Consider the following 20853-nt stretch of genomic DNA (forward strand, 5'->3'; position numbering starts at 1 on the left):
TCCGGCACCTCCTTACAGCATTCCGGAGAATCCCAGGAACGCAATGGCCATCAGACCCGCTGTAACAAGCGCGATCGGGAATCCCTCAAAGGGCTTTGGAATATCGGACAGCTCCAGACGTTCCCGGATACCGGCAAACAGCACGATCGCCAGTGTAAAGCCAAGGGCCCCGGCAATCCCATTGAAAACTGTTTCGATAAAATTGTAACCATACTGGATGTTTAACAGCGCAACCCCCAGTACCGCACAGTTGGTCGTGATCAGCGGAAGGTAGACACCCAACGCCTGATAAAGAGACGGGCTGGTTTTTTGAATAATCATTTCAACCAACTGTACCAAGGCCGCAATAACCAGAATAAAGGCAATGGTCTGTAAATATCCAAGACCTAACGGGTCCAGAATAGCGTACTGCACCACATAGGTAATCGCCGAAGCCATGGCCATTACAAAGGTAACGGCAATCCCCATCCCCACAGCTGTTTCAATCTGTTTAGAAACGCCGAGAAAAGGGCAAATACCGAGGAATTTTGACAAAATAAAGTTCTGGACAAAAATGCCGCTGACTAAAATCAGGAGTATATTGGTCATGACAGGCTATCCTCCTTATTTGATTTTTTCGCTTCTAGTTTTTCTGTAATCTTATTGATGGCTGCAATGCCAACACCCAAGGTCAGGAAGGCTCCTGGCGGCAGGATAAATATAAGAACCGGTTCATAGCCAGCGCCGAAAATGCTCAGACCGAAAATCGCGCCTGCACCGATGATCTCGCGGATTGAACCCAGCACGGTCAGGGACAGTGTAAAGCCGAGGCCCATCCCTGCGCCGTCCGCAAAAGATGCCAGAACAGGGTTAGAAAACGCAAAGGCTTCCGCACGTCCGAGAATAATACAGTTGACAACAATCAGAGGAATATAAATCCCCAGCGCGGCATCCAGCGCCGGCACATAAGCCTTCATCAGCATGCCGACAATGGTTACGAAGGATGCGATGATGACGACAAAAGCCGGGATACGGATTTTGTCCGGAATGATTTTCCTTAAAGCTGAAATAACAACATTTGAACCGATCAGAACAACAGTGGTCGCAAGCCCCATGCCCAGACCGTTTATCGCCGAGGTCGTAACTGCCAAAGTCGGACACATCCCCAGCAGCAGGCGGAATGTTGGGTTCTCCTTGATCAGCCCATTTGTAAAATGTTTAAAATTACCCATTATTGTGCGCCTCCTTCCTTCGCAAGCGCTTCGTAGACTTTTTCAGATGCGTTGACGCCTGTTGTAACAGCTTTGGAAGTGATTGTCGCGCCGGTAATGGCGGTTATTTGATTGTCTGAAGCTTCTCCGCTTTTAATAACCGCGATCTCCTTTTTCGCGTCTTTTCCTTTAAACTGTTCCTGGAACGCCGGCTCAGTAGATTTTGCGCCAAGCCCCGGTGTTTCACTCTGGCTTAAGATCGTAATGCCTGTAATCTTGCCATCTTTATCGATACCGGTCAATACTTCAACCGCTCCGCCATAGCCGCTCGGAGCTGTTTTGACGGTATAGCCCGCCAAGTCGCTTCCCTTATAGCCAACGTAGGCTTCCTTAATAATACTGGCTTCATTTGGGGCAGCAGCGGCCGCAATCGCTTCGATATTATCTACGGCCTCAAATTTATCGGCATCCGGCAAAACAGCCTGTCTTGCCTCAGTATTGGCCTGCTCATTGCGCTGGTCGATAACATCAGATGTTACGTAATTCGTCATTGCGAGGCAAAGAGATGCGATCGCCGTGATGACAAAGAGAATAACAGCCAGCTTGATGACGTTTTTCCAGTCGATGGATATTTTTTGTTTATTAGCCATTCACTTCCACCTCTTTGTTCTTTTTCTCCTTTTTCGGTGCTCCGTAAATACGCGGACGGGTAAACCGTTCGATGAGCGGAGCCGCCACATTCATCAGAAGGATAGAGTAAGATACCCCCTCAGGATAGCCGCCGAACATTCGAATAATCATGGTAATCAAGCCGCAGCCAAAGGCGAAGATAATCTGTCCAACCGGAGTGCTCGGAGATGAGACATAATCCGTTGCCATGAAGAAGGCACCCAACATTAAACCGCCAGAGCAAAGCTGAAAGATTGGGTCCTGACCAAATACAAGCGACAAAACCGCCACTGTCGCAAGATAAACCGCCGGAATACGCCAGCTGATAACACCGCGGACAATCAGATAAATGCCCCCGATCAGCAGCGCCAACGCGGAGATTTCTCCAATGGAGCCATAGACGCCATTGATCCCAAGAAACATATCCAGATTACTGGGCAGCGCGGTCAGATCCAGGCCCTCCTTTAAAATTCCCAGCGGTGTCGCCGTCGTAAAGGTATCTGCCAGCGGGATATAGGCTGTGCCTGTCATGTGGGTTGGCCATGACGCTACCAGAAAAGCCCTGGCCGCCAAAGCCGGGTTCATAAAGTTATGTCCAAGGCCGCCAAAGCACTGCTTAACCAGGGCGATGGCAAAAACTGAACCGATAATACACATCCACCACGGTGCTGTGATAGGCAGATTAAAGGCCAGCAGAAGTCCCGTAACAACGGCGCTCCAGTCACTGACAGTAATGGGCTTTTTCATCAGCTTTTGGATAACTGCTTCCGTCACAACACAGCTGGCGACACAGAGCGCCACGATCAGGAAGGTTCTCATGCCAAATACATATCCGGCAACTGCGAGCGCCGGTAAAAGCGCAACGATAACACTCTGCATAATGCTGGACGTATTATGCTTTGCGCGTATATGTGGTGATGAGGATACAGTCAGTGTTAAATCTAATTTACTCAATTGATGCTCCTCCTATTTCTTTTCTTTCTGTTTTAATGCTGTTATCTGACGTTTTGCCACACGAATCGATGAAACCAGCGTCCGCTTGGCAGGACAGATAAATGAGCAGCTGCCGCATTCGATGCAGTCGAGAGCATGGTATTCCTCGCACTTTTCCCAGCGTTCCTTTTCTGAGTAGGCGGCCAGGTAAAGAGGCTGCAAATGAATCGGGCATGCCTCCGCGCATTTTCCACAGCGGATACAGTTAGAAGGCTCGGGGATATAGGCCGCGCCCTTTGTCAGGCACAGGATTCCTGATGTTCCCTTCATTATTGGGACATCGGTACTGAACAGGGTTACTCCCATCATCGGGCCACCGGAGATAACCTTGTATGGTTTCTTTGCAAATCCGCCGCACTGGTCAATAACCTCCTGATACGGCACGCCCACCTTAACCTCCATTGTCCTTGCATTTTTTACTGCGTTGCCTGTACAGGTCAGCAGCCGTTTATGCAGAGGTAAACCGGTTTCAAACGTGATGGCAATCTGACAGGCTGTGCCTACATTCATCACCACGACCCCTGCGTCGGCCGGCAGGCCGCCGGATGGCACCTCGCGGTCAGTAACCGCCTTAATCAGCTGTTTTTCTGCTCCCTGCGGATACTTTGTTTCTAAAACCACTACCTCGATATTATCCTTCTCAGTGATGGCCTTTCTAAGTTTTTCAATGGCGTTTGGCTTATTGCTCTCCACGCCAATATAGCCCTTGTCGACCCCGACTGCCCGCATGGCGATTCTCAGCCCCTGGACAATACGCTTTGGCCGGGCCAGCATCAGATGATGGTCAGCAGTCAGGTAAGGTTCACATTCCGCGCCGTTTAAAATCACGCTGTCCACCTTTTTGTCCGGTGGAATACTCAGCTTAACATGCGTTGGAAAGGTAGCGCCCCCCATACCGACAATTCCGGCTTCGCGGATAATGTCAATAATCTGCTTAGGCTCATACTTTCTGAAATTGCCGTAGGGCTTGATCGAAGGGTCAACCGTGTTTTTACCGTCAGATTCAATGACCACAGACATGATCATCTCCCCGTTGGGATGCGCCCGCTCCTCAACCGCGATAACCGTACCGGATACGCTTGAGTGCACAGGGGCTGAAACAAAACCGTTTGCTTCTCCAACTTTCTGGCCGAGGTAAACCATATCTCCCTTTTTCACTACCGGTGTACAGGGCGCACCGATATGAAGGGACATTGGAATCGTTACAACCTTAGGTTCGGCTGCAACTTTAACCGAGACGGATGCCGTTCTCTTTTTCCTGTAAGGTGGATGGATTCCACCCCGGAACGTTTTTTGTTTTTCCTTTAATTCCAATTCACACACCTCTTGCTTCTTTTTTTAACTTTATGTTACATGTAATCTATTTTAACACCTTTACCATACTAAAGACAAGAAGAAATTTTATCAGTAGTCTAATAAAGATTTCTTGCTTTAAGGTAATAATAAAAGCCAAAATTTCCACTTACCAGCGGAAACTTTGACTTCCAAGATTTACGCGTCTCAGCAATGGTCGAAGAATGCTTTATAACCTTTATAGGTCATATAAACATCCGCTTTTGAACAAAGCTCAAAGGGAGAGTGCATACTCAGCAATGCCGGACCGCAGTCCACCACATCCATGCCATATTCTGCCAGCATATAAGCGATGGTGCCGCCGCCGCCAAGATCCACACGGCCAAGCTCGCCCATTTGCCAGGTGACATCTGCCGCGTTAAAACACTCGCGCAGTTTTCCTAAAAACTCAGCGTGCGCGTCATTAGAGCCGGACTTCCCTCTGGAGCCGCCATATTTTGAAATGACCAGTCCTTTGCCCGCAAAAGGCGCGTTGTACAGATCATGTGTTCCTGAAAAATTCGGATCATAGGCTGCCGTAACATCTGCGGATAAAAACTCCGAATTTTTAAGACAGCGCCTTAAGGTCAGCTCAGGCTTATGATCCTCTGTCAGATCGATAAGCTCTGCCATTTCATTTTCAAAGAAATTCGACTGCATGCCCGTACTGCCATAGCTGCCGATTTCTTCCTTGTCGGCCAGAATCGTGCACAATGTGCGTTTAGGCGGTTTCTCATCATCCTGGTTTAAGATTGCCATTGTCGCTGTAAAGGCGCATACACGATCGTCCTGTCCATAGCTTCCCACAAAGCTGCGGTCAAAGCCCACATCTCTGGCAGCGCCGGCAGGTACAACCTCCAGTTCTGCGCTGGCAAAGTCCTCTTCGATAATGCCATAGGTGTCATTGAGCTGCTTGAGGATATTCAGTTTTACGGCATCGCCTATATCCTTATCCGCATATGGAATGCTGCCGATAATAAGATTCAGGCCCTCGCCCTTGATCCCTTCTGCCATTTTTTTCTGATTCTGTTCCTGTGAGAGGTGAGGCAGCAAATCGGTAATACAGAAAACAGGCTCTTCATCCTTTTCCCCCAATGAAATATTAATAACTTCACCATCTTTTTTGACAACTGTGCCATGAAGGGCCAACGGCATAGTCACCCACTGATACTTTTTAATTCCGCCATAGTAGTGAGTTTTAAAATAAGCCATATCGGATTCTTCATACAGAGGAGCCGGCTTTAAATCGAGTCTTGGCGCATCAATGTGGGCGCCAATAATCGACATGCCGTTTTCCAGGGCCTCCTCGCCCACAACAAACAACAGAACGGTTTTCTTTCTGAAAACAACATAAATTTTGTCTCCAGGTACGACCTTACCCTTAGCCTGGTAGTATTCCAGAGGTTTAAAACCTTTTTCTTCTGCCAGAAGAACGGTATAAGCCGCGCACAAACGCTCGGTTTTTGAAACAGTCAGATACTCTTTATAGCTTTCACAAAAATCATCGACCATTGTCTTTTCATCGTTTTCCAGCGCGTGCCACGCCAGTTCAAACTTTTTAGTCAGGGATTTCTGGAGTTCTTTTGCTTTACTTTCTTTATCTTTGCTCATAAATGAACCTCCTTTTATAAGTTTTGTCTAACCCTATTTTACCTTTTGTTACGAGCAAGGTAAAGTCCCAATTGATGAAAAAAAACTTCTATGATAAACTGGTTAAGGAAAATTCAAAAGGAAGTGACAATATGAAAACAGAAAAACTGATTGTCCTCGGCACTGGAAACGCCATGGTGACCGAATGTTATAATACCTGCTTTGCGATTAAAAGTGGAAAAGAATATTTTATGGTAGACGCAGGGGGTGGAAATGGCATCCTCAGGCAGTTGAAAAAAGCATCAATCAACCCCGCGCATATTCATCATCTTTTCATCACGCACGGCCATACCGACCATGTGCTTGGCGTGGTCTGGCTCATACGGCAGATCGCCTCGATGATGCTGGATCAAAAATACAAGGGCACCCTCAAAATTTACTGCCATGACGAGCTCATTAAAACTGTGGTGACCATCTGTGATCTGACTCTGCAGAAAAAGCTCACAGCCCTCTTTGGCAGCCGTATCCTTCTGATCCCTGTTCAGGACGGGCAGACCGAAAAAATCCTTGATTATTATATCACCTTTTTTGATATTCACTCCACCAAGCTTAAACAGTTCGGTTTTACCACCATGCTGAAAAACACAAAAAAGCTGACCTGTCTTGGCGATGAGCCCTTTAATCCTATCTGTAAAAGATATGTTCTGGATACAGACTGGCTGCTCAGTGAGGCTTTCTGCCTTTACAGTGAACGGGATATTTTTGACCCATATAAAAAACACCACAGTACGGTCCGGGAGGCCTGTGAGCTGGCCGAGGAGATGAAAATTGCCAATCTGGTTCTCTGGCATACCGAGGAAAAAAACTTGCAAAACCGAAAGAAACGGTATAAGGCCGAGGGAAAGAAATATTTTAAGGGCAAAATCTACGTTCCGGACGATCTGGACATTATTAAATTAAAATAAGAAAAGCGGCGAGGCCGCTTTTCTTATTTTTTGCCTTCTACGCAAATCCAGTATTTTCCATCCTTTAAATGGATCTTTGTTTCTTTATAACCGACCTTCTCAAAGAGTGCCTTAAACTCGTCGACGCTCAGGTTGCGCAGTTCAAATTTCTTGGCCATTTCGATGTGGTGCTCATCCAGATCGTCATTTAAATACATTTCCGCAATGAGCATAAAGGTACCGCCCTCTTTTAGGACACGGAACACCTCACGCATATCTTCCTCAAGATCTGGCCAGAAATAGTAGCTTTCTACTGTAATGATGGCGTCAAATAGATTGTCCACAAAGGGCATTTTAGACACAGAGCCCTGATGAATTTCCATTTTTCCGCTTTCAATATCCGCCTTGTTCAGTTCCTTCGAGGCCTCAACGGATACTTCGGAATAGTCGATACCGTAAAGCTTTCCGCCGTCAATACGGCCAGAGAGGCGTTTCAGAGCAGCTCCGCCGCCGCAGCCAACGTCCAGCACTTTATCTTCTGGTTTTAAATCCAGTTTATCGAGCGCCCAGGCCGTCATCTCTGCATGGCTTTCATTCATGCGCTCAATCATCATTTTGCCCGCTTCACCCTGGGGCTTTCTTGGGTTGCCCGCTTCAGTAACAGACATTCTTTCCTTGCGCTGAGCGTCCTCATATTCGACCGCCAGTTTTTCATTCATTTCTGCAATATGTGTCTTATCTTCCTCCGTATAGCTTTCTTCATAATTCGGGCTCATGATTTCAATGCTGTCCAGCTGGCTTTTCAAATTTGCCCGAACCGCTTCCAGATATTCAGCGCGCAGACTCTGCTGTTCTTCCAGCTCCTCTGTGGTCAGGCCTTCGGCCTTTTTCTTTCTTGCCAAAAAATTAATGCGTTCTATTTTATCTTTATTGATCATCTTAGTCCTCCTGTAATTTTTCAATAATCCCCGCTTCCTTTAAGCGCTGCAGGGTAAGCAGCAGACCGAGCTTTCCATGATAATGGGTAAGCCCGCCCTGAAAATAAGCGATGTATGGTTCACGCATGGGTGCGTCAGCGCTGAGCTCAATGGACGATCCCTGAATAAAAGCGCCTGCGGCCATGATAATCGGGCAGTTATAGCCCGGCATATCCCAGGGCTCCGGTGTCACAAAGGAGTCCACCGGCGCTGCCTCCTGGACCGCGCGGCAAAATACCTTAACCGCCTCGGGGGTACAGAGCTTAATACTCTGTATAATATCGCTGCGGTAATCCTCCACACCAGGGCAGACCCCAAAACCAAGCTTATCATAGACCGCTGCCATAAGTACAGCGGTTTTTATGGCCTGCGCGACCACTGTCGGAGCCTGAAACAGGCCCTGGAGTAGTGTACGGTTAATATCCAGCGTGGCGCCGGTTTCCTTGGCAACACCCGGCGCTGCCAGACGGCAGGCTGCCATATAGACATATTTTTCTTTTCCCGCAACGTAACCGCCAGTTGGAGCCAGGCCGCCGCCTGGATTTTTGATAAGCGATCCGGCCATAAGATCTGCGCCCACTGCCACCGGCTCTTTATAATCGAGGAATTCACCGTAACAGTTATCCACAAATACCACCACATCAGGCTTGGCTGCCTTTACTTTCGTGATGATTTCCGCCATATCTGAAATTTTAAGCGCCTTACGCCAGCTGTATCCGGTAGAGCGCTGCATATAGATCATTTTTGTATTCTCATGGATGCTGGACAGAACCTTTTCCTCGTCAATTTTTCCATCCTCTGTCAGCTCAATCTGATTGTAATTTACCCCAAAATCCTTAAGGGTACCATTACCAACGTCCGCATCCTCAATGCCAATAACGGTCCGCAGGGTATCATAGGGGCTGCCCGTAATGGATAAAAGCTCGTCACCGGGTCTCAGAACCCCATAAAGGCAGAGCGAAATGGCGTGGGTCCCCGATGAAATATGAGGCCTTACCAGAGCATCCTCTGCACCAAAGATATCGGCATAAATGGTTTCCACTACTTCACGGCCTACATCGTCATAGCCATAGCCCGTAGCGGGATGGAAATGACGGTCGCTCAGGTTTGCGCGCTGCATAGCCTTGATGACCTTATACTGATGATACTCTGCCTTTTCGTCCAGCTCTGCCAGGCGAGTCTTTATTGCAGCCTCCACTGCATCGACAAAACAGATAACATCCTCTGAAATATTAAATTCTTCTTTTAAATAAGCGTTTTTAATGTTTTCCATACTTTCCTTCATTCTTGTACTCTGAACCAAATTCTCAGTTCAGTCTAACATATTTTCAGTTTTTTGTGTAGTCCCTTTTAAAATTCTTCGTTGAGATCGCGGTCTTCCGTATAAAGCTGATAAAGGTCGTGATAAATGCCGCCCTTTGCCATCAGCTCCCTGTGGGTTCCCTGCTCCACAATGCCGTCTTCAGTGAGCACCAATATAATATCCGCATTACGGATGGTGGTCAGGCGGTGGGCTATGGTAAAGGTTGTCCGGCCCACCGTCAGTTTCTCGAGGGATTGCTGAACAATCCGCTCGCTTTCATTGTCCAGCGCTGAGGTGGCCTCATCAAGAATCAGAACTGGCGGATTTTTCAAAAATACCCGCGCGATACTGATGCGCTGCTTCTGACCGCCGGAAAGCTTAACGCCGCGCTCGCCAACGTAGGTATCATAGCCCTCAGGCAGGCCCATGATAAAATCGTGGGCACCCGCCTGTCTCGCTGCGGTCTCAACCGCTTCTCTGTCGGCCCCGGGCAGTCCGTAGGCAATATTCTCAAATACCGATCCCGCAAAGAGATAAACCTCCTGCTGCACCATGCCGATTTCAGAGCGGAGTGAATGCAGGGTTAAATCTTTAATATCCTGCCCGTCAATGAGAATCCGGCCAGAGGTCACATCATAAAAACGTGGAATCAAGTTGCAAAGCGTGCTTTTGCCGCTTCCAGAGGGGCCGATCAGAGCAATGTTCTTTCCGGGCTCCACATGCAGGTCAATGTTCGACAGCACCTCGGTATGATCATCGGAATACATAAAGCCCACATGGTCAAACCGGATATCGCCTTTAACATTTTTCAGTTTTTTGGCGCCCGGCGTATCCACAATTTCCAAGGGCTCGTCCATAATCTCGATAAAGCGCTCGATTCCCGTCATACCCCGCTGGAACTGCTCGGTAAACTCAACGACCCGGCGGATCGAGGTGAGCAGCGTTGTGACGTAGAGCAGATAAGCCATCAGGTCCCCTGGCGTAATCTTTCCGCCGATCATAAACAACGAGCCGGCCACTACCACCACGATATACATGATCCCATCAAACAGACGGGTCATGGTCTGGAAGCCCGCCATATAGCGGTACATCATCTTTTTAATATTCAGAAATCCCGCGTTGCCTTCGTTAAACTTTTCCTCTTCAATGGCTTCATTGGCAAAGGATTTAACGACCCGCACCCCCAGCAGACTGTCCTCTACCTGCGCGTTGATATCCCCGGTCACCACACGGCCCATTTTAAAAGCCCGACGCATCCGCTTGTTAAACCAGATGGAACACAGCAGCATAATGGGGATCACTGCAAAGATAATCAGGGTCAGTGTCACGTTCACATTGGCTAAAATGATGAAAGACACAGTAATTTTGAGGGCGGCGATAAAAAATTCTTCGGGACAGTGGTGGGCAAACTCTGTTACGTCAAATAAATCGCTGGTAATCCTGGCCATAATCTGGCCTACCTTTGTATTGCTGTAATATGAAAAGGAAAGCTTCTGAAGATGCTCAAACAAATCCCGCCGCATGTCTGTCTCGATCTTCGCGCCCATCACATGTCCAATATTTGCCATAAAATAGTTGGCAGCCGCGTCGATCAGTCTCAAAATCAGATAAAAAATCCCCACATAAAGAATGAGCTTTACGGACAGGCTGGCCATATCGTTCATACCCTTGTCTGTAATAAAGCGCACGATCAGTGGCAGTACCAGCTCACAGATCGTCGTCAGCGCTGCGCAGAAAAGATCCAGCACCAGCACGAAGCGGTACTTCTTAAAATAGGGTGCAAACCTTTTGATCAGGTAACCAGTGCTTATTTGTCTTGTCTCTTCCATAAATTCTCCCTCCACTCCAGCATTAAAAAATTCCAATGGCTTGCGGAGCCGTTGGAATTTTCAAATTAACAACAACCTGATTATAACACAAAAAACTTTTTTGATAAATGGTTATTCTTAAATAAGAGAGGGTATATATCATTGCAGATAAATTGAAAGGAGTGAACAGATTATGCCAGCATTTGGAGATCCGTTTGCAGGAAACGTAGAAAGAAAAATGACCAAGAAGGAATTGGCACAGGCCATCCGTCTTGATCTCGCAGGAGAACTGGAAGCCATTTATTTATATGACGCTCATGTACAGGCAACTGATAATGTCGTTGCCAAAAAGGTACTGGCCGATATTCGCGATGAAGAAAAAGCCCACATTGGAGAATTAACCACTCTGATGCGTTACTTAGATCCTGAAGAAGCAAAACTTTTTGAAGATGGTGCAGAAGAAGTACACGAAATGATGGAGGATTTAGGCATCCCAACCGGAAGCAGTGATGCACAATCCCCTGAAGGTGCTACCATCGGCAGTCTCATTGAGTAGGAGGCGTTTTACATGGATTATTTAGCAAGAACAACTGCTCCCTTCGGAGATGACCTTTGGGAACAGATTGACAATACCGTAGTGGAAGCCGCCAAGAAATGCATTGTCGGCCGCCGCTTTTTACCGCTCTACGGCCCTCTGGGCGCCGGAATACAGGGCGTTAATGTTGATGCCCAGACAAAAGAAGAAGAATTTGAAGATGACTTCGTGCGTACTACCGGCAGAAAATTTGTGGAGCTGCCGCAGCTTTACGCCGATTTTATGATTTTATGGCGCGATCTGGAAGCCAGCCAGAGAATGGGTACCCCCATCGATCTGTCTGCTGTTGCCAGAGCCGCACAGGCTTTAGCAAAAGCTGAAGATAAAATGATCTTCTTTGGCAACAAAGCCTTAGGCCTCGAAGGTCTTTTAAACGCTCAGGGTATTACCACCATGAAACGTGAAGACTGGGGCACCGGCGAAAACGCCTTTTCAAATATTGCTGCCGCTGCCTCCCTTTTAGACGAAAAGGGCATCATCGGCCGTTATTCTCTGGCTATGGGTCCTGATTTATACTACCAGCTGCAGCGCATCCAGCCAGGCACCGGAATGATGGAAATCGATCGTATCCGCGAGCTTTTAGGCGGCCGTGTATTTAAGAGCAATACACTGGCAGGCAAAGCCCTTCTGGTCTGCTCCGAAGCACAGTATATGGATCTGGGGCTGCTTCCTATCTCGAGCTGGTTGATTTGAATCATCATTTCAGAATTCTCGAAACCGTTGCACTTCGCGTTAAAAACGGAGAAGCCATCGTCGTGTTCGAATAACTTAAATTTAACATACTACTTTCCCTTAAAGATTAAAAAAGCATGGACTCCCCTAAGTCCATGCTTTTTATTTGTTTTTTAGTTTTTCCATGTGTGCGGCGCAAACAGCATTAAAATCGGAAAGATTTCCAGGCGTCCGGCCAGCATGTTAAAGCAGAGCACCAGCTTGGATACCACTGAAAAATCCGAAAAGTTCTCAATGGGCCCAATAGCGTTAAAACCCGGACCGACATTATTAATACAGGTCGCCACCGCTGAAAAGTTCGTCAGAAAATCATACTGGTCAAGGGAAAGCACCAGCAGCGAAGCCGCAAAAATCAAGATATAGACAGCCAGATAGGTGTAAACGCTGGCGACTACCTGTGCCCCAAGGGGCTTGTCCTCAAATTTAACCGTTGTGACCTGGCGGGGACGGATCATTTTCTTGAGCTCATTACCCGCTGTTTTAACAATAATCAGCCAGCGGGAGACCTTGATCCCGCCGCCGGTAGAGCCGGCGCAGGCGCCGATAAACATCAGAAAGAGCAGAATATATTTTGAAAAGCTTGGCCATAAGTCAAAATTGGTCGTGGCAAAGCCTGTCGTTGTGATTATAGAGGCAACCTGAAAGGATGAATACCTCAAAGTCTCTAAAATATTGTTCCCATACCGCGGCAGAAGGTCAACGGTAATCAAAGCAATGGCCACGGCCACAATGCCGATAAACCAACGAAGCTCCTCACTTTTAAAAAATTCCCTGCCCTTTTTAATAAATACCAGATGGTAAAGATTAAAATTCACAGCGAACATAAGCATAAAAATCGTCAGGACCACATCAATATAAGCGCTGTTATAGTAGGCAATGCTGTCATTTTTCAAAGAATATCCGCCGGTACCAGCTGTCCCCATAGCGTTGATAATACTGTCAAACAATGGCATACCGCCGACCACCAGCAAAAGGATCAGCAGGATTGTCATTCCCAGATAAATCCCATACAGAATTCTTACCGTCGGGCGCACCTTGGATACCAGCTTTTCCACAGAGGTACCAGGCATTTCCGCCCGCATGAGATAGATAGAATTCCCTTCTGTTTTGGGCATAATGGTCAGAACAAAAACCAGTATCCCCATGCCGCCGATCCAATGGGTAAAGCTGCGCCAGAACAGCATGCTGTTGGGCAGGGCCTCTATGTTCGTCAAAATGGTGGAGCCGGTTGTGGTAAAACCCGAAACCGCTTCAAAAAAGCTGTCTGTCAGCGAAGGGATCTGTCCACTTAAAAAGAAGGGCATCCCACCGAAAAAAGACATGACAAGCCACGAAAGCGCCACCACCACAAAGCCCTCACGGGCATAAAAATTCCGGTACTCCGGCATTTTATTACTGAGTATAAAGCCAAGGGATATCAGAATAAACATAGGGATAACAAACCAGACGATGGTGTCGGTCTCGCCATAGACAAGGGCTACAATGATGGCCAAAAACATCAGCGCCGCTTCACTTTTCATCATATTCCCAATGACGTAAAAAACCATTCGATAATTCATATTGCCGTCCTATTCCCTGCCGTCCAGTATATCCTTCAGATGCTTCAGGCTCTGGGTTGTGGTGACCACCACCACGTTGTCCCCGGCTTCCATGACGGCATCGCCGTTCGGGAAAATAATGCGGCCCTTGCGGATAATACAGGCAATCAGGTTATTCTTACGGATATTAAGTTCACGCAGAGGGTGGCCCACAAAGCCCGAATCCCGCGTTACCGGAAACTCGATGGCCTCGGCCTGCCCGTCGACAATTTTATACAGGGTTCGGATGCTGTTATCCTCTGTGGTCTCCATAGCCCTTACATAGCGGACAATATGGTTGGCCGTGAGCATTTTGGGTGAAATTACACTTTCGATCCCCACGTCCTGCATAATCTTAAGCAGTGGAATCCGGTTGACCTTGGTAATAATCTTTTCGACCTTCTGGGTGCCTGCGTACATGGAAAGAATAATATTTTCTTCATCGTTATCGGTCAGCGCCACACAGGCATCCACATTGCGAATTCCCTCCTCGGTTAAAACCGCCTGGTCTGTTCCGTCTCCATAAACCACTGTCGCCTTTGGCAAAAGCTCGCTGAGTTCCCGGCTTCTCTGCTTATTCAACTCGATAATCTTAACATTGACCTTCAGGCTTATCAGCTGTCTGGCCAGATAATAAGCGATTTTTCCACCGCCAATGATCATAACCTTGCGGATTTTATGGCTGATAATACCTGTTTCCTTAAAAAAGAGATCCAGCTCTTTGGAAGTAGCCGAAATAAAAATCTTGTCCCCGCACTGCATGACAAAATCACCGTCCGGTATGATCACCTCGCCATTGCGCTCAACCGCACAGATCAGAATATTTGCTTTAAAAAAGCTCTGAAGCCCGGCAATGGCCTTCCCGTTCAGCTTTGAGTTTGGCTGAATCCTCACCGCTACCAAATCGACTCTGCCCTTTGAAAAAGAGTCGACTTCCAGGGCCTGTGGCAGCCTTAAAACACGAAAAATTTCATTAGCCGCCTCAAATTCCGGATTAATGGACATGCTGAGCCCCAGCTCATCCCGCATATAAACCAGCAGCTTTGTGTACTGAGGATTACGAACCCTAGCGATGGTGTGCTTGGCACCCATTTTTTTTGCCAGCATACAGCTTAAAATATTCATCTCATCGCCGGAGGTGACAGCTATAAAAAGATCTGCCGTTGCTACCCCCGCCTGCTGCAACACATCGTAGGAGCCGCCGTTTCCGCAGATCCCCATAACATCATAGGCATTGACAACATTCTCAATTACCCGTTCATCGTTGTCGACGATAATAATATCGTGTCCTTCTCTCGCTAGCTGAACCGTCAGTGTGGTGCCGACTTTACCATTTCCCACAACGACAATTTTCATTCCATTCCTCCGTCGCTTTTACATTATTTTTATGCAATCTTTATGTGATTTTTCATTTTCTTTATACTATCTTAACATAAAACAAAAAATAAACAAGGCATTGACAGAAAATGTCACTAATCGCCGTAAGACCAGCTTTCAAACTAGAGAAAAGGCCCTGTGACAGAGTCTCTGCACGCAATGATCTGGGCGGGGGTGCCCTCAAAAATAACCTTCCCTCCCCTGTCGCCGCCTTCAGGTCCCAGGTCGATAATCCAGTCAGCCTGCCTGATAAGCTGAGCGTTATGCTCCACAACAACGACGGTGCCGTCATTGTCCACCATACGGTTTAACAGAACAATAAAATGCTCTATATCAAGAGGATGGATCCCCGTGGTTGGCTCATCAATCAGATACAGGCTTCGTTTCCCCTGGTTTTGCATGAGCTCCCTGGCCAGCTTCAGGCGCTGTCCTTCACCGCCCGAAAGGGTGGTCAGCGTCTGCCCAAGCTCCAGATAGCCTAATCCCACATCCTGCAAAAGCCCTAAGACCCCCTCCAGCTTTTTGTTTCCTTCAAAGGTCTTTAATGCTTTCTCGACAGGCTGTTTTAAAACCTCATGAATGGAACATCCTTTAAACTTAACGCTCAATACTTCTTCATTAAACTGCCTGCCGCCGCAAACCGGACAGACGGTCTCAATATTCTCAAAGAAAAGCATATTGCTGACAATACGGCCCAGGCCTTCACAGTTTTCACACCGGCCGCCTCTGGTGTTAAAGGAGAAATGCTTTGCCGACATTCCCTTTTCTTTCGCTGCCTCCAGACATCCGAAAATCTTTCGGATGTCTGAGTAAGCGCCAGAATACGTCGCTACGTTCGATCGTTTCATCCGGGCGATGTCGGATTGCTCAACCGTAACCACCGCGTCAAAATTTTCGAGGCCAGAGACTTTTCCGGTACCACCATCTCCATTTTCACCCAGAATATCAAACACCAGCGTAGACTTTCCAGAGTCTGAAACGCCGGTAACAGCGGTCAGCGCACGGATAGGAAAACGCACATCAAGGCCTTTTATATTGTGAAGTCTGGCACCCTGTACCTTTATTGTTTCCGTAAAGCTTCTGGGATTATGGTTGATTTCGGGATTTTCATTTTTCAGATATTGCCCGGTTACGGAGGAAGATTGCCCCCGGATCTCCGCCAGGGTTCCCTGTCCCACGACCTGTCCGCCATGGATGCCCGCACCGGGCCCCACATCAATCATGTGATCTGCCGCCGCCATGACGTCAGGATCATGCTCAATGACAATGACCGTATTGCCCTGGTCCCTCAGGGCCTGCAAAACACGAATGACTCCCTCTGTGTCCTTTGGGTGCAGCCCAACGGTTGGCTCGTCCAAAATATAGATAATACCGGTAATTTCGGCATCCAGTGCTGCCGCAAGCTTTATCCGCTGGGCCTCTCCGCCGGACAGCGTCATAGCCTGGCGGTCCAGGGTTAAATAGCCAAGGCCCACATTGATAATGCGGCGCAGCTTTGTTTTCAGATCCAGCAGATAGGGCGCGGCTATCCTGCGCTTTTCACCCTTCAGGCTGCTTTCCAGCCCGGCAACCCAGCGATTCAGCGCCTCCAGCGGGAGGGCGGAAAGCTCCGGCAGTCTTGTCCCATTAACGGTTACACTCCGGCTCAGCGCGTTCAGCCGCTCTCCGCCGCATTTCGGGCATGTACGGGTATTAAAATATTTCTCGTTTTTTCCCGCCAGCTCTCCTTTTTCAGAGATCCGACGCCATAAGATAGGATAGACTCCCTCAAAACGGCCTTCAGCAGCTGTTTTTGGCCGCGCGGTCTCGGGAAAATTCTTTTTGATCATTTCATCTTCAACGCCATTGAGCAACAAATTTTTTTTGCAGCTCTGTGAAGGCGTGAACCGGCGTGTTTTGATTTGGGACCGGTATTCCATAATGGGCACAGGCCCGATTAAAAATATCTGTTTGATACGCCTTATACCGCCCTTCCCAGAAGTCCACCGCGCCACTTTCCAGAGACAGCGTTTCACGGATAACCTCAGCTTTATTTATTTCAAGGCTTGTGCCCAGGCCCTGACACACTTCACATGCTCCTTCCCCCGTATTATGGGAGAAATAGGAGCGGATAAGCTTTTCCATTTTATATCCGCAGCTATTGCAGTACATGTATACCGTAAAGTCATATAAAAGGTGCTCACTACTACAATTCTAAAAAGTCTGACAATAAAAAAAGACAGTGAAAATCAAGTTCTCACTGTCTTTTTGCATTTTTAAGAAGCGCGGAGCTCCCGGTCTTTGAAAGATCCCATTTTCCATTCTGGAATGTGGCAGTAGCCTCCGGGATTCTTATCCAGATATTTCTGGTGGTATTCCTCGGCGTCATAAAAGTTTTTCAAGGGTTTGATCTCTGTGGCGAGGGGCTTACGGCCTCCAAGCCTGCGGAAGGTCATGGTTGTCACATGCTCAATGACGGGCAAATCCTCCGAATCAGTATAATAAATGCCGCTGCGGTATTGGGAGCCTACATCGGGGCCCTGCCGGTTAACACTGGTTGGGTCGATGACATTATAGAAGGCGATTAGCAAAGCCTCCAGGCTGATAACACCAGGGTCATAGACGACCTTTACGGTTTCTGCGAAGCCGGTATGTCCAGTACAGACCTCCTTATAGGTTGGCTTTTCCTTATTGCCGTTGGCATAGCCGACACGGGTTTCAACCACGCCGGTAATATTTTCCATAAATTTTTCCAGGCCCCAGAAGCATCCGCCGGCCAGATATATTGTTCTCAGTTTTTTCATTACTGTTCACTCCTTTCATCATTGTATCATTTCATATACCCTGAGTTAAGGATATCAAACATTCCTTAAAAAGAAGTAAACTGTGTTTTAGTGCTCCAAAAATAAAGGCTCATGTCCTCTGCCATATCAGCTTTTGTGTCGTAATTTTCTGCCGCAAACCATCGGATCCGCCCATCCTTTCTAAACCATGTCAGCTGGCGTTTGGCAAAATGACGGGTATCGCGTTTCAAGATATAGAGTGCCTCCTTTAAAGACATTTCTCCCCTAAGGTAAGGGAAAATTTCTTTATAGCCAATGGCTTTCATGGAAAGAAGCTCCTCGGTATAGCCCTGGTCTAAAAGGGATTTCACCTCATCCACCAGTCCGTCCCTCACCATCAAATCGATCCGGCGGTTTATGCGTTCGTAAAGCAACGCCCGGTCCATGGATATTCCCATCAATACATAATCGCAGGGCAGTTCCTCTTTGGCAGCCTCCATGTCCAGACAGGATTTAGGCTTTCCGGTTACCTCGTAAATTTCATAGGCACGGATCATACGCTTGACATTGTTGGGGTGCAGGGTCGCGGCTGTGACAGGGTCGATGGCTTTCAGGCGCTCATAAAACGCCTCCTTACCTGTTTCCTCCACCTCCTGGGCTAAGCGTTCTCGAACCTTTTCATCTGTATCTTTTTCGCGAAAGCCCCAGGGCAGTGTAAGCCCATTGATATAAAGCCCGGTTCCTCCAGCCACAATCGGCTGTTTGCCGCGGCTCAAAATTTCTTCGATCCTCCCGAGGGCCTCCTCCTTGAACCGCGCGACGCTGTACTCCTCGTCCGGGTCCACACAATCGATGAGATGGTGAGGAATCCCCTGCATTTCTCCCTCAGTGGGCTTGGCGGTGCCAATGGTCATCTGGCGGTATATCTGCATCGAATCCGCTGAAATGATTTCGCCGTCAAGCTTTTTGGCCAGCTCAACAGCTGTGTCTGTTTTTCCGCAGGCGGTTGGTCCCACCAGCACGGCAATTTTTGGTTTTGTCATTTACACCACCCGTTTAAATAGTTTTTTAAGCTCATATTCCCGCAGCTTCAGGATAATCGGCCGGCCATGGGGGCAGGTATAAGGATTATCCAGACGGCTCATTCCGTCAAGCAGCGTTTCGATTTCCTCTCGCGACAGCTCCTGATGCCCTTTTACCGCTCCCTTACAGGACATGGTGATAATGCGCTCGATAAGATTTCTCGGATCAGAAGCATCCTCATAAACCCGCCCCTCAATGAAGGCCTTTAAAAGAGATACGTCCTGGGGCTCTCCCAAAATAATGGGGACGCTGCGGACCATGAGCGTATTTTCGCCAAAAAGGTCGCAGTCAAAACCATAGCGCATGAGCTCAGGCTGCAGCTCATCGAAATGATCCGCCTCACGCACCGAGATCTCCACAGGCTGGGGTACCATAAGGCTTTGAGCCGGGAAATCCGATTTCTGGTCAAAGCGCTCTTTCAGCTCCTGATATAAAAAGGCCTCATGGGCTGCATGCTGATCAAGCATGATGATCTCATCACCCTTTTCAAGTAAAATATAAGTAGAGAAAAGCTGACCGATAATTTTCGCATTTTTAAAATCCGGCCCCCTTCGGCGCGGGTATTCTGGTGTGGGCTCTGCAACCTTTGGCGTTTCGGCCGCTGTAGACCGGGCCGGAGTAAGCACCTGACGCGGCGCGGGGGCGTCAGGCACTGGGGCAGACGCTTCCATTTTTTCAGCCGCCGGCACTGCATGCCCATACCTCTCCGCTTCGGGTTTCACGGCTTCCTGCCGCACTGCTTCGGCTTTCGGGAGCGGAGACACGGGGCGAGGGGCTTCCTGCACCTCGTTTATTTCATCGACCGGGGTAAAGTTTTTGCTCTCTCCCGACAGAAAGCTGACGGGCTCCTCCACAATCCCCGGCCGGGCTGCCTCCTCGGGCGGTTCCGGCGCAGTGGTCACCTCGCTCACATCCACCACCAGATTCTGCGCTTTCAGGCAATCCCGGATCCCCTGCTTGAACAAAATGGATACCAGACTTTCATTCAAAATCTGGATTTCTGTCTTAGCCGGATGAATATTAACGTCCAGCATGCGGCCGGGCAGGTCCATAAATACAATGCCGACCGGGTGCTTGTGCACCATCATATAACCCTCATATGCGTCCTCAAAGGCGCGTGAAAGGCTTTTATTTTTCACAAAACGGTTATTGATAAAGAAAATCTGCTCTTCCCTGGTAGAACGTGTCAGGGTAAGATCGCTGATATAGCCCCTCAGGCGCATGGGGGAATTTTCCACATCCAGCTCCCGGAGGCTCTTAAAAAAGTCCCGGCCATACAGGCTCTCGATCACATCCTTTAGATTCCCTGTGCCCAGCGTTTTAAACACCTCACGGCCATCGCTGCTATAGGTAAAGCTTATTTCCGGATGAGAAAGCGAAAGCTTTTCCAAAATATCACGGATCAGCTTTTCTTCGTTTTTATCCTTTTGCAAATGCTTCTGCCGGGCGGGTGTGTTATAGAAAAGATCTGTCACCATGATTTCGGTTCCTCGGTCATAGGTGCAGACGCGCTGATTAATGAAAGTCCCGCCCTCAAAAAAGCTCTGGCTGCCGATTTCCTCCTCCGCGGTTTTTGTGGTGATTCGTACCCGCGCAATAGCAGAAATGCTGGACAGAGCCTCGCCTCTGAAGCCAAGGGTATCAATACTTTCGAGGTCTTCAATCTTTAATATCTTGCTGGTCGCATGACGTTTAAAGGCCAGCGGCACCTCATTATAGGCGATGCCGACGCCATTGTCTGTCACGCAGATGCTGGTTTTCCCGCCCTTCTCCACCGCCACGGAAATCCGGGTGGATTCGGCGTCAATGGCGTTTTCCACCAGCTCCTTGATAACCGATATGGGCCTCACAATCACTTCTCCGGCCGCGATCTTATTGATGGTCTCATTATTGAGCATTTTTATTTTCATGTTTCACCTCT

General features: G+C 48.2%; 19 protein-coding genes. 3 read left to right on the plus strand and 16 right to left on the minus strand.

Annotated elements, in window-relative coordinates; genetic code table 11:
* Positions 1 to 12: 12 nt before the first annotated feature.
* The 6 genes from rsxA to DW091_RS12990 all read right to left on the minus strand — a co-directional run bounded on the left by rsxA (position 13) and on the right by DW091_RS12990 (position 5795).
* Positions 13 to 588 (minus strand): electron transport complex subunit RsxA, encoded by a 576-nt coding sequence (rsxA, locus tag DW091_RS12965; protein WP_013380941.1) that lies wholly within the window; start codon positions 586 to 588, stop codon positions 13 to 15.
* The gene (locus DW091_RS12970; RefSeq protein WP_058694151.1) at positions 585 to 1211 is read right to left on the minus strand and encodes an electron transport complex subunit E; all 627 of its coding nucleotides are present in this window, start codon (positions 1209 to 1211) and stop codon (positions 585 to 587) included. The genes rsxA and DW091_RS12970 overlap by 4 nt, the downstream gene beginning before the upstream one ends.
* Positions 1211 to 1840: an RnfABCDGE type electron transport complex subunit G gene (locus tag DW091_RS12975; RefSeq protein WP_074617008.1), complete on the minus strand. Its 630-nt coding sequence runs from the start codon at positions 1838 to 1840 to the stop codon at positions 1211 to 1213. Before DW091_RS12975 ends, DW091_RS12970 begins: the two co-directional genes overlap by 1 nt.
* Positions 1833 to 2813 carry an RnfABCDGE type electron transport complex subunit D gene (locus DW091_RS12980; protein ID WP_058694149.1) on the minus strand — a complete coding sequence of 327 codons (981 nt, stop codon included), beginning with the start codon at positions 2811 to 2813 and terminating at the stop codon, positions 1833 to 1835. Before DW091_RS12980 ends, DW091_RS12975 begins: the two co-directional genes overlap by 8 nt.
* A 12-nt stretch (positions 2814 to 2825) precedes the next feature.
* Positions 2826 to 4166 carry an electron transport complex subunit RsxC gene (gene rsxC, locus DW091_RS12985; RefSeq protein ID WP_058694148.1) on the minus strand — a complete coding sequence of 447 codons (1341 nt, stop codon included), beginning with the start codon at positions 4164 to 4166 and terminating at the stop codon, positions 2826 to 2828.
* Between the two features lie 186 nt (positions 4167 to 4352).
* Complete coding sequence (locus tag DW091_RS12990) at positions 4353 to 5795, minus strand: aminopeptidase (protein ID WP_058694147.1); 1443 nt, start codon at positions 5793 to 5795, stop codon at positions 4353 to 4355.
* A 131-nt stretch (positions 5796 to 5926) separates the two neighbouring features.
* On the opposite strand from DW091_RS12990, the gene DW091_RS12995 reads away from it, so the two are divergent.
* Complete coding sequence (locus DW091_RS12995; protein WP_058696363.1) at positions 5927 to 6739, plus strand: MBL fold metallo-hydrolase; 813 nt, start codon at positions 5927 to 5929, stop codon at positions 6737 to 6739.
* 23 nt (positions 6740 to 6762) lie between these two features.
* Here the strand turns inward: DW091_RS12995 and DW091_RS13000 are convergent, their stop codons facing one another.
* The 3 genes from DW091_RS13000 to DW091_RS13010 form a co-directional block, all read right to left on the minus strand.
* Entirely contained in the window at positions 6763 to 7656 is an 894-nt protein-coding gene (locus DW091_RS13000; RefSeq protein ID WP_118518336.1) for a methyltransferase domain-containing protein, read from the minus strand.
* 1 nt (position 7657) lies between these two features.
* Entirely contained in the window at positions 7658 to 8968 is a 1311-nt protein-coding gene (locus DW091_RS13005; RefSeq protein WP_074617162.1) for a methionine gamma-lyase family protein, read from the minus strand.
* A 77-nt stretch (positions 8969 to 9045) separates the two neighbouring features.
* A complete protein-coding gene (locus tag DW091_RS13010; protein ID WP_118518337.1) occupies positions 9046 to 10827 on the minus strand; it encodes an ABC transporter ATP-binding protein in 1782 nt (593 codons plus the stop codon).
* Between the two features lie 172 nt (positions 10828 to 10999).
* On the opposite strand from DW091_RS13010, the gene DW091_RS13015 reads away from it, so the two are divergent.
* Both DW091_RS13015 and DW091_RS13020 read left to right on the plus strand, forming a co-directional pair.
* Entirely contained in the window at positions 11000 to 11362 is a 363-nt protein-coding gene (locus DW091_RS13015; RefSeq protein ID WP_074617011.1) for a demethoxyubiquinone hydroxylase family protein, read from the plus strand.
* A 12-nt stretch (positions 11363 to 11374) separates the two neighbouring features.
* Positions 11375 to 12094, plus strand: coding sequence for a family 1 encapsulin nanocompartment shell protein (locus DW091_RS13020; protein ID WP_224168801.1), 720 nt, complete (start codon positions 11375 to 11377; stop codon positions 12092 to 12094).
* Positions 12095 to 12246: 152 nt separating this feature from the next.
* Here the strand turns inward: DW091_RS13020 and DW091_RS13025 are convergent, their stop codons facing one another.
* The 7 genes from DW091_RS13025 to mutL all read right to left on the minus strand — a co-directional run bounded on the left by DW091_RS13025 (position 12247) and on the right by mutL (position 20842).
* Positions 12247 to 13692, minus strand: coding sequence for a TrkH family potassium uptake protein (locus DW091_RS13025; protein WP_118518338.1), 1446 nt, complete (start codon positions 13690 to 13692; stop codon positions 12247 to 12249).
* A 9-nt stretch (positions 13693 to 13701) separates the two neighbouring features.
* The gene (trkA, locus tag DW091_RS13030) at positions 13702 to 15066 is read right to left on the minus strand and encodes a Trk system potassium transporter TrkA (protein WP_058694142.1); all 1365 of its coding nucleotides are present in this window, start codon (positions 15064 to 15066) and stop codon (positions 13702 to 13704) included.
* A gap of 143 nt (positions 15067 to 15209) precedes the next feature.
* The gene (locus DW091_RS13035; RefSeq protein WP_224168802.1) at positions 15210 to 16916 is read right to left on the minus strand and encodes an ATP-binding cassette domain-containing protein; all 1707 of its coding nucleotides are present in this window, start codon (positions 16914 to 16916) and stop codon (positions 15210 to 15212) included.
* Between the two features lie 7 nt (positions 16917 to 16923).
* Entirely contained in the window at positions 16924 to 17211 is a 288-nt protein-coding gene (locus DW091_RS20590) for a hypothetical protein (protein WP_224168803.1), read from the minus strand.
* 131 nt (positions 17212 to 17342) lie between these two features.
* The gene (gene msrA / locus DW091_RS13040; protein WP_347561021.1) at positions 17343 to 17861 is read right to left on the minus strand and encodes a peptide-methionine (S)-S-oxide reductase MsrA; all 519 of its coding nucleotides are present in this window, start codon (positions 17859 to 17861) and stop codon (positions 17343 to 17345) included.
* 74 nt (positions 17862 to 17935) lie between these two features.
* Positions 17936 to 18892 (minus strand): tRNA (adenosine(37)-N6)-dimethylallyltransferase MiaA, encoded by a 957-nt coding sequence (gene miaA / locus DW091_RS13045; RefSeq protein WP_118518340.1) that lies wholly within the window; start codon positions 18890 to 18892, stop codon positions 17936 to 17938.
* Positions 18893 to 20842: a DNA mismatch repair endonuclease MutL gene (gene mutL, locus DW091_RS13050; RefSeq protein WP_118518341.1), complete on the minus strand. Its 1950-nt coding sequence runs from the start codon at positions 20840 to 20842 to the stop codon at positions 18893 to 18895.
* Positions 20843 to 20853 lie beyond the last annotated feature (11 nt).

Origin of the sequence: Eubacterium sp. AM05-23, from assembly GCF_003477535.1 — a bacterium.
Classification (GTDB): domain Bacteria; phylum Bacillota; class Clostridia; order Eubacteriales; family Eubacteriaceae; genus Eubacterium; species Eubacterium maltosivorans.

What these genes read in the sequence shown, in the direction of transcription:
- DW091_RS20590 (WP_224168803.1), bottom strand. Translation starts at nt 17,211, where the DNA reads ATGGAAAAGCTTATCCGCTCCTATTTCTCCCATAATACGGGGGAAGGA.
- DW091_RS13015 (WP_074617011.1), top strand. Translation starts at nt 11,000, where the DNA reads ATGCCAGCATTTGGAGATCCGTTTGCAGGAAACGTAGAAAGAAAAATG.
- DW091_RS13000 (WP_118518336.1), bottom strand. Translation starts at nt 7,656, where the DNA reads ATGATCAATAAAGATAAAATAGAACGCATTAATTTTTTGGCAAGAAAG.
- rsxA (WP_013380941.1), bottom strand. Translation starts at nt 588, where the DNA reads ATGACCAATATACTCCTGATTTTAGTCAGCGGCATTTTTGTCCAGAAC.
- DW091_RS13020 (WP_224168801.1), top strand. Translation starts at nt 11,375, where the DNA reads ATGGATTATTTAGCAAGAACAACTGCTCCCTTCGGAGATGACCTTTGG.
- mutL (WP_118518341.1), bottom strand. Translation starts at nt 20,842, where the DNA reads ATGAAAATAAAAATGCTCAATAATGAGACCATCAATAAGATCGCGGCC.
- DW091_RS12970 (WP_058694151.1), bottom strand. Translation starts at nt 1,211, where the DNA reads ATGGGTAATTTTAAACATTTTACAAATGGGCTGATCAAGGAGAACCCA.
- DW091_RS12975 (WP_074617008.1), bottom strand. Translation starts at nt 1,840, where the DNA reads ATGGCTAATAAACAAAAAATATCCATCGACTGGAAAAACGTCATCAAG.
- trkA (WP_058694142.1), bottom strand. Translation starts at nt 15,066, where the DNA reads ATGAAAATTGTCGTTGTGGGAAATGGTAAAGTCGGCACCACACTGACG.
- DW091_RS13010 (WP_118518337.1), bottom strand. Translation starts at nt 10,827, where the DNA reads ATGGAAGAGACAAGACAAATAAGCACTGGTTACCTGATCAAAAGGTTT.
- DW091_RS12990 (WP_058694147.1), bottom strand. Translation starts at nt 5,795, where the DNA reads ATGAGCAAAGATAAAGAAAGTAAAGCAAAAGAACTCCAGAAATCCCTG.
- DW091_RS12995 (WP_058696363.1), top strand. Translation starts at nt 5,927, where the DNA reads ATGAAAACAGAAAAACTGATTGTCCTCGGCACTGGAAACGCCATGGTG.
- DW091_RS13035 (WP_224168802.1), bottom strand. Translation starts at nt 16,916, where the DNA reads ATGATCAAAAAGAATTTTCCCGAGACCGCGCGGCCAAAAACAGCTGCT.
- miaA (WP_118518340.1), bottom strand. Translation starts at nt 18,892, where the DNA reads ATGACAAAACCAAAAATTGCCGTGCTGGTGGGACCAACCGCCTGCGGA.
- DW091_RS13005 (WP_074617162.1), bottom strand. Translation starts at nt 8,968, where the DNA reads ATGGAAAACATTAAAAACGCTTATTTAAAAGAAGAATTTAATATTTCA.
- DW091_RS13025 (WP_118518338.1), bottom strand. Translation starts at nt 13,692, where the DNA reads ATGAATTATCGAATGGTTTTTTACGTCATTGGGAATATGATGAAAAGT.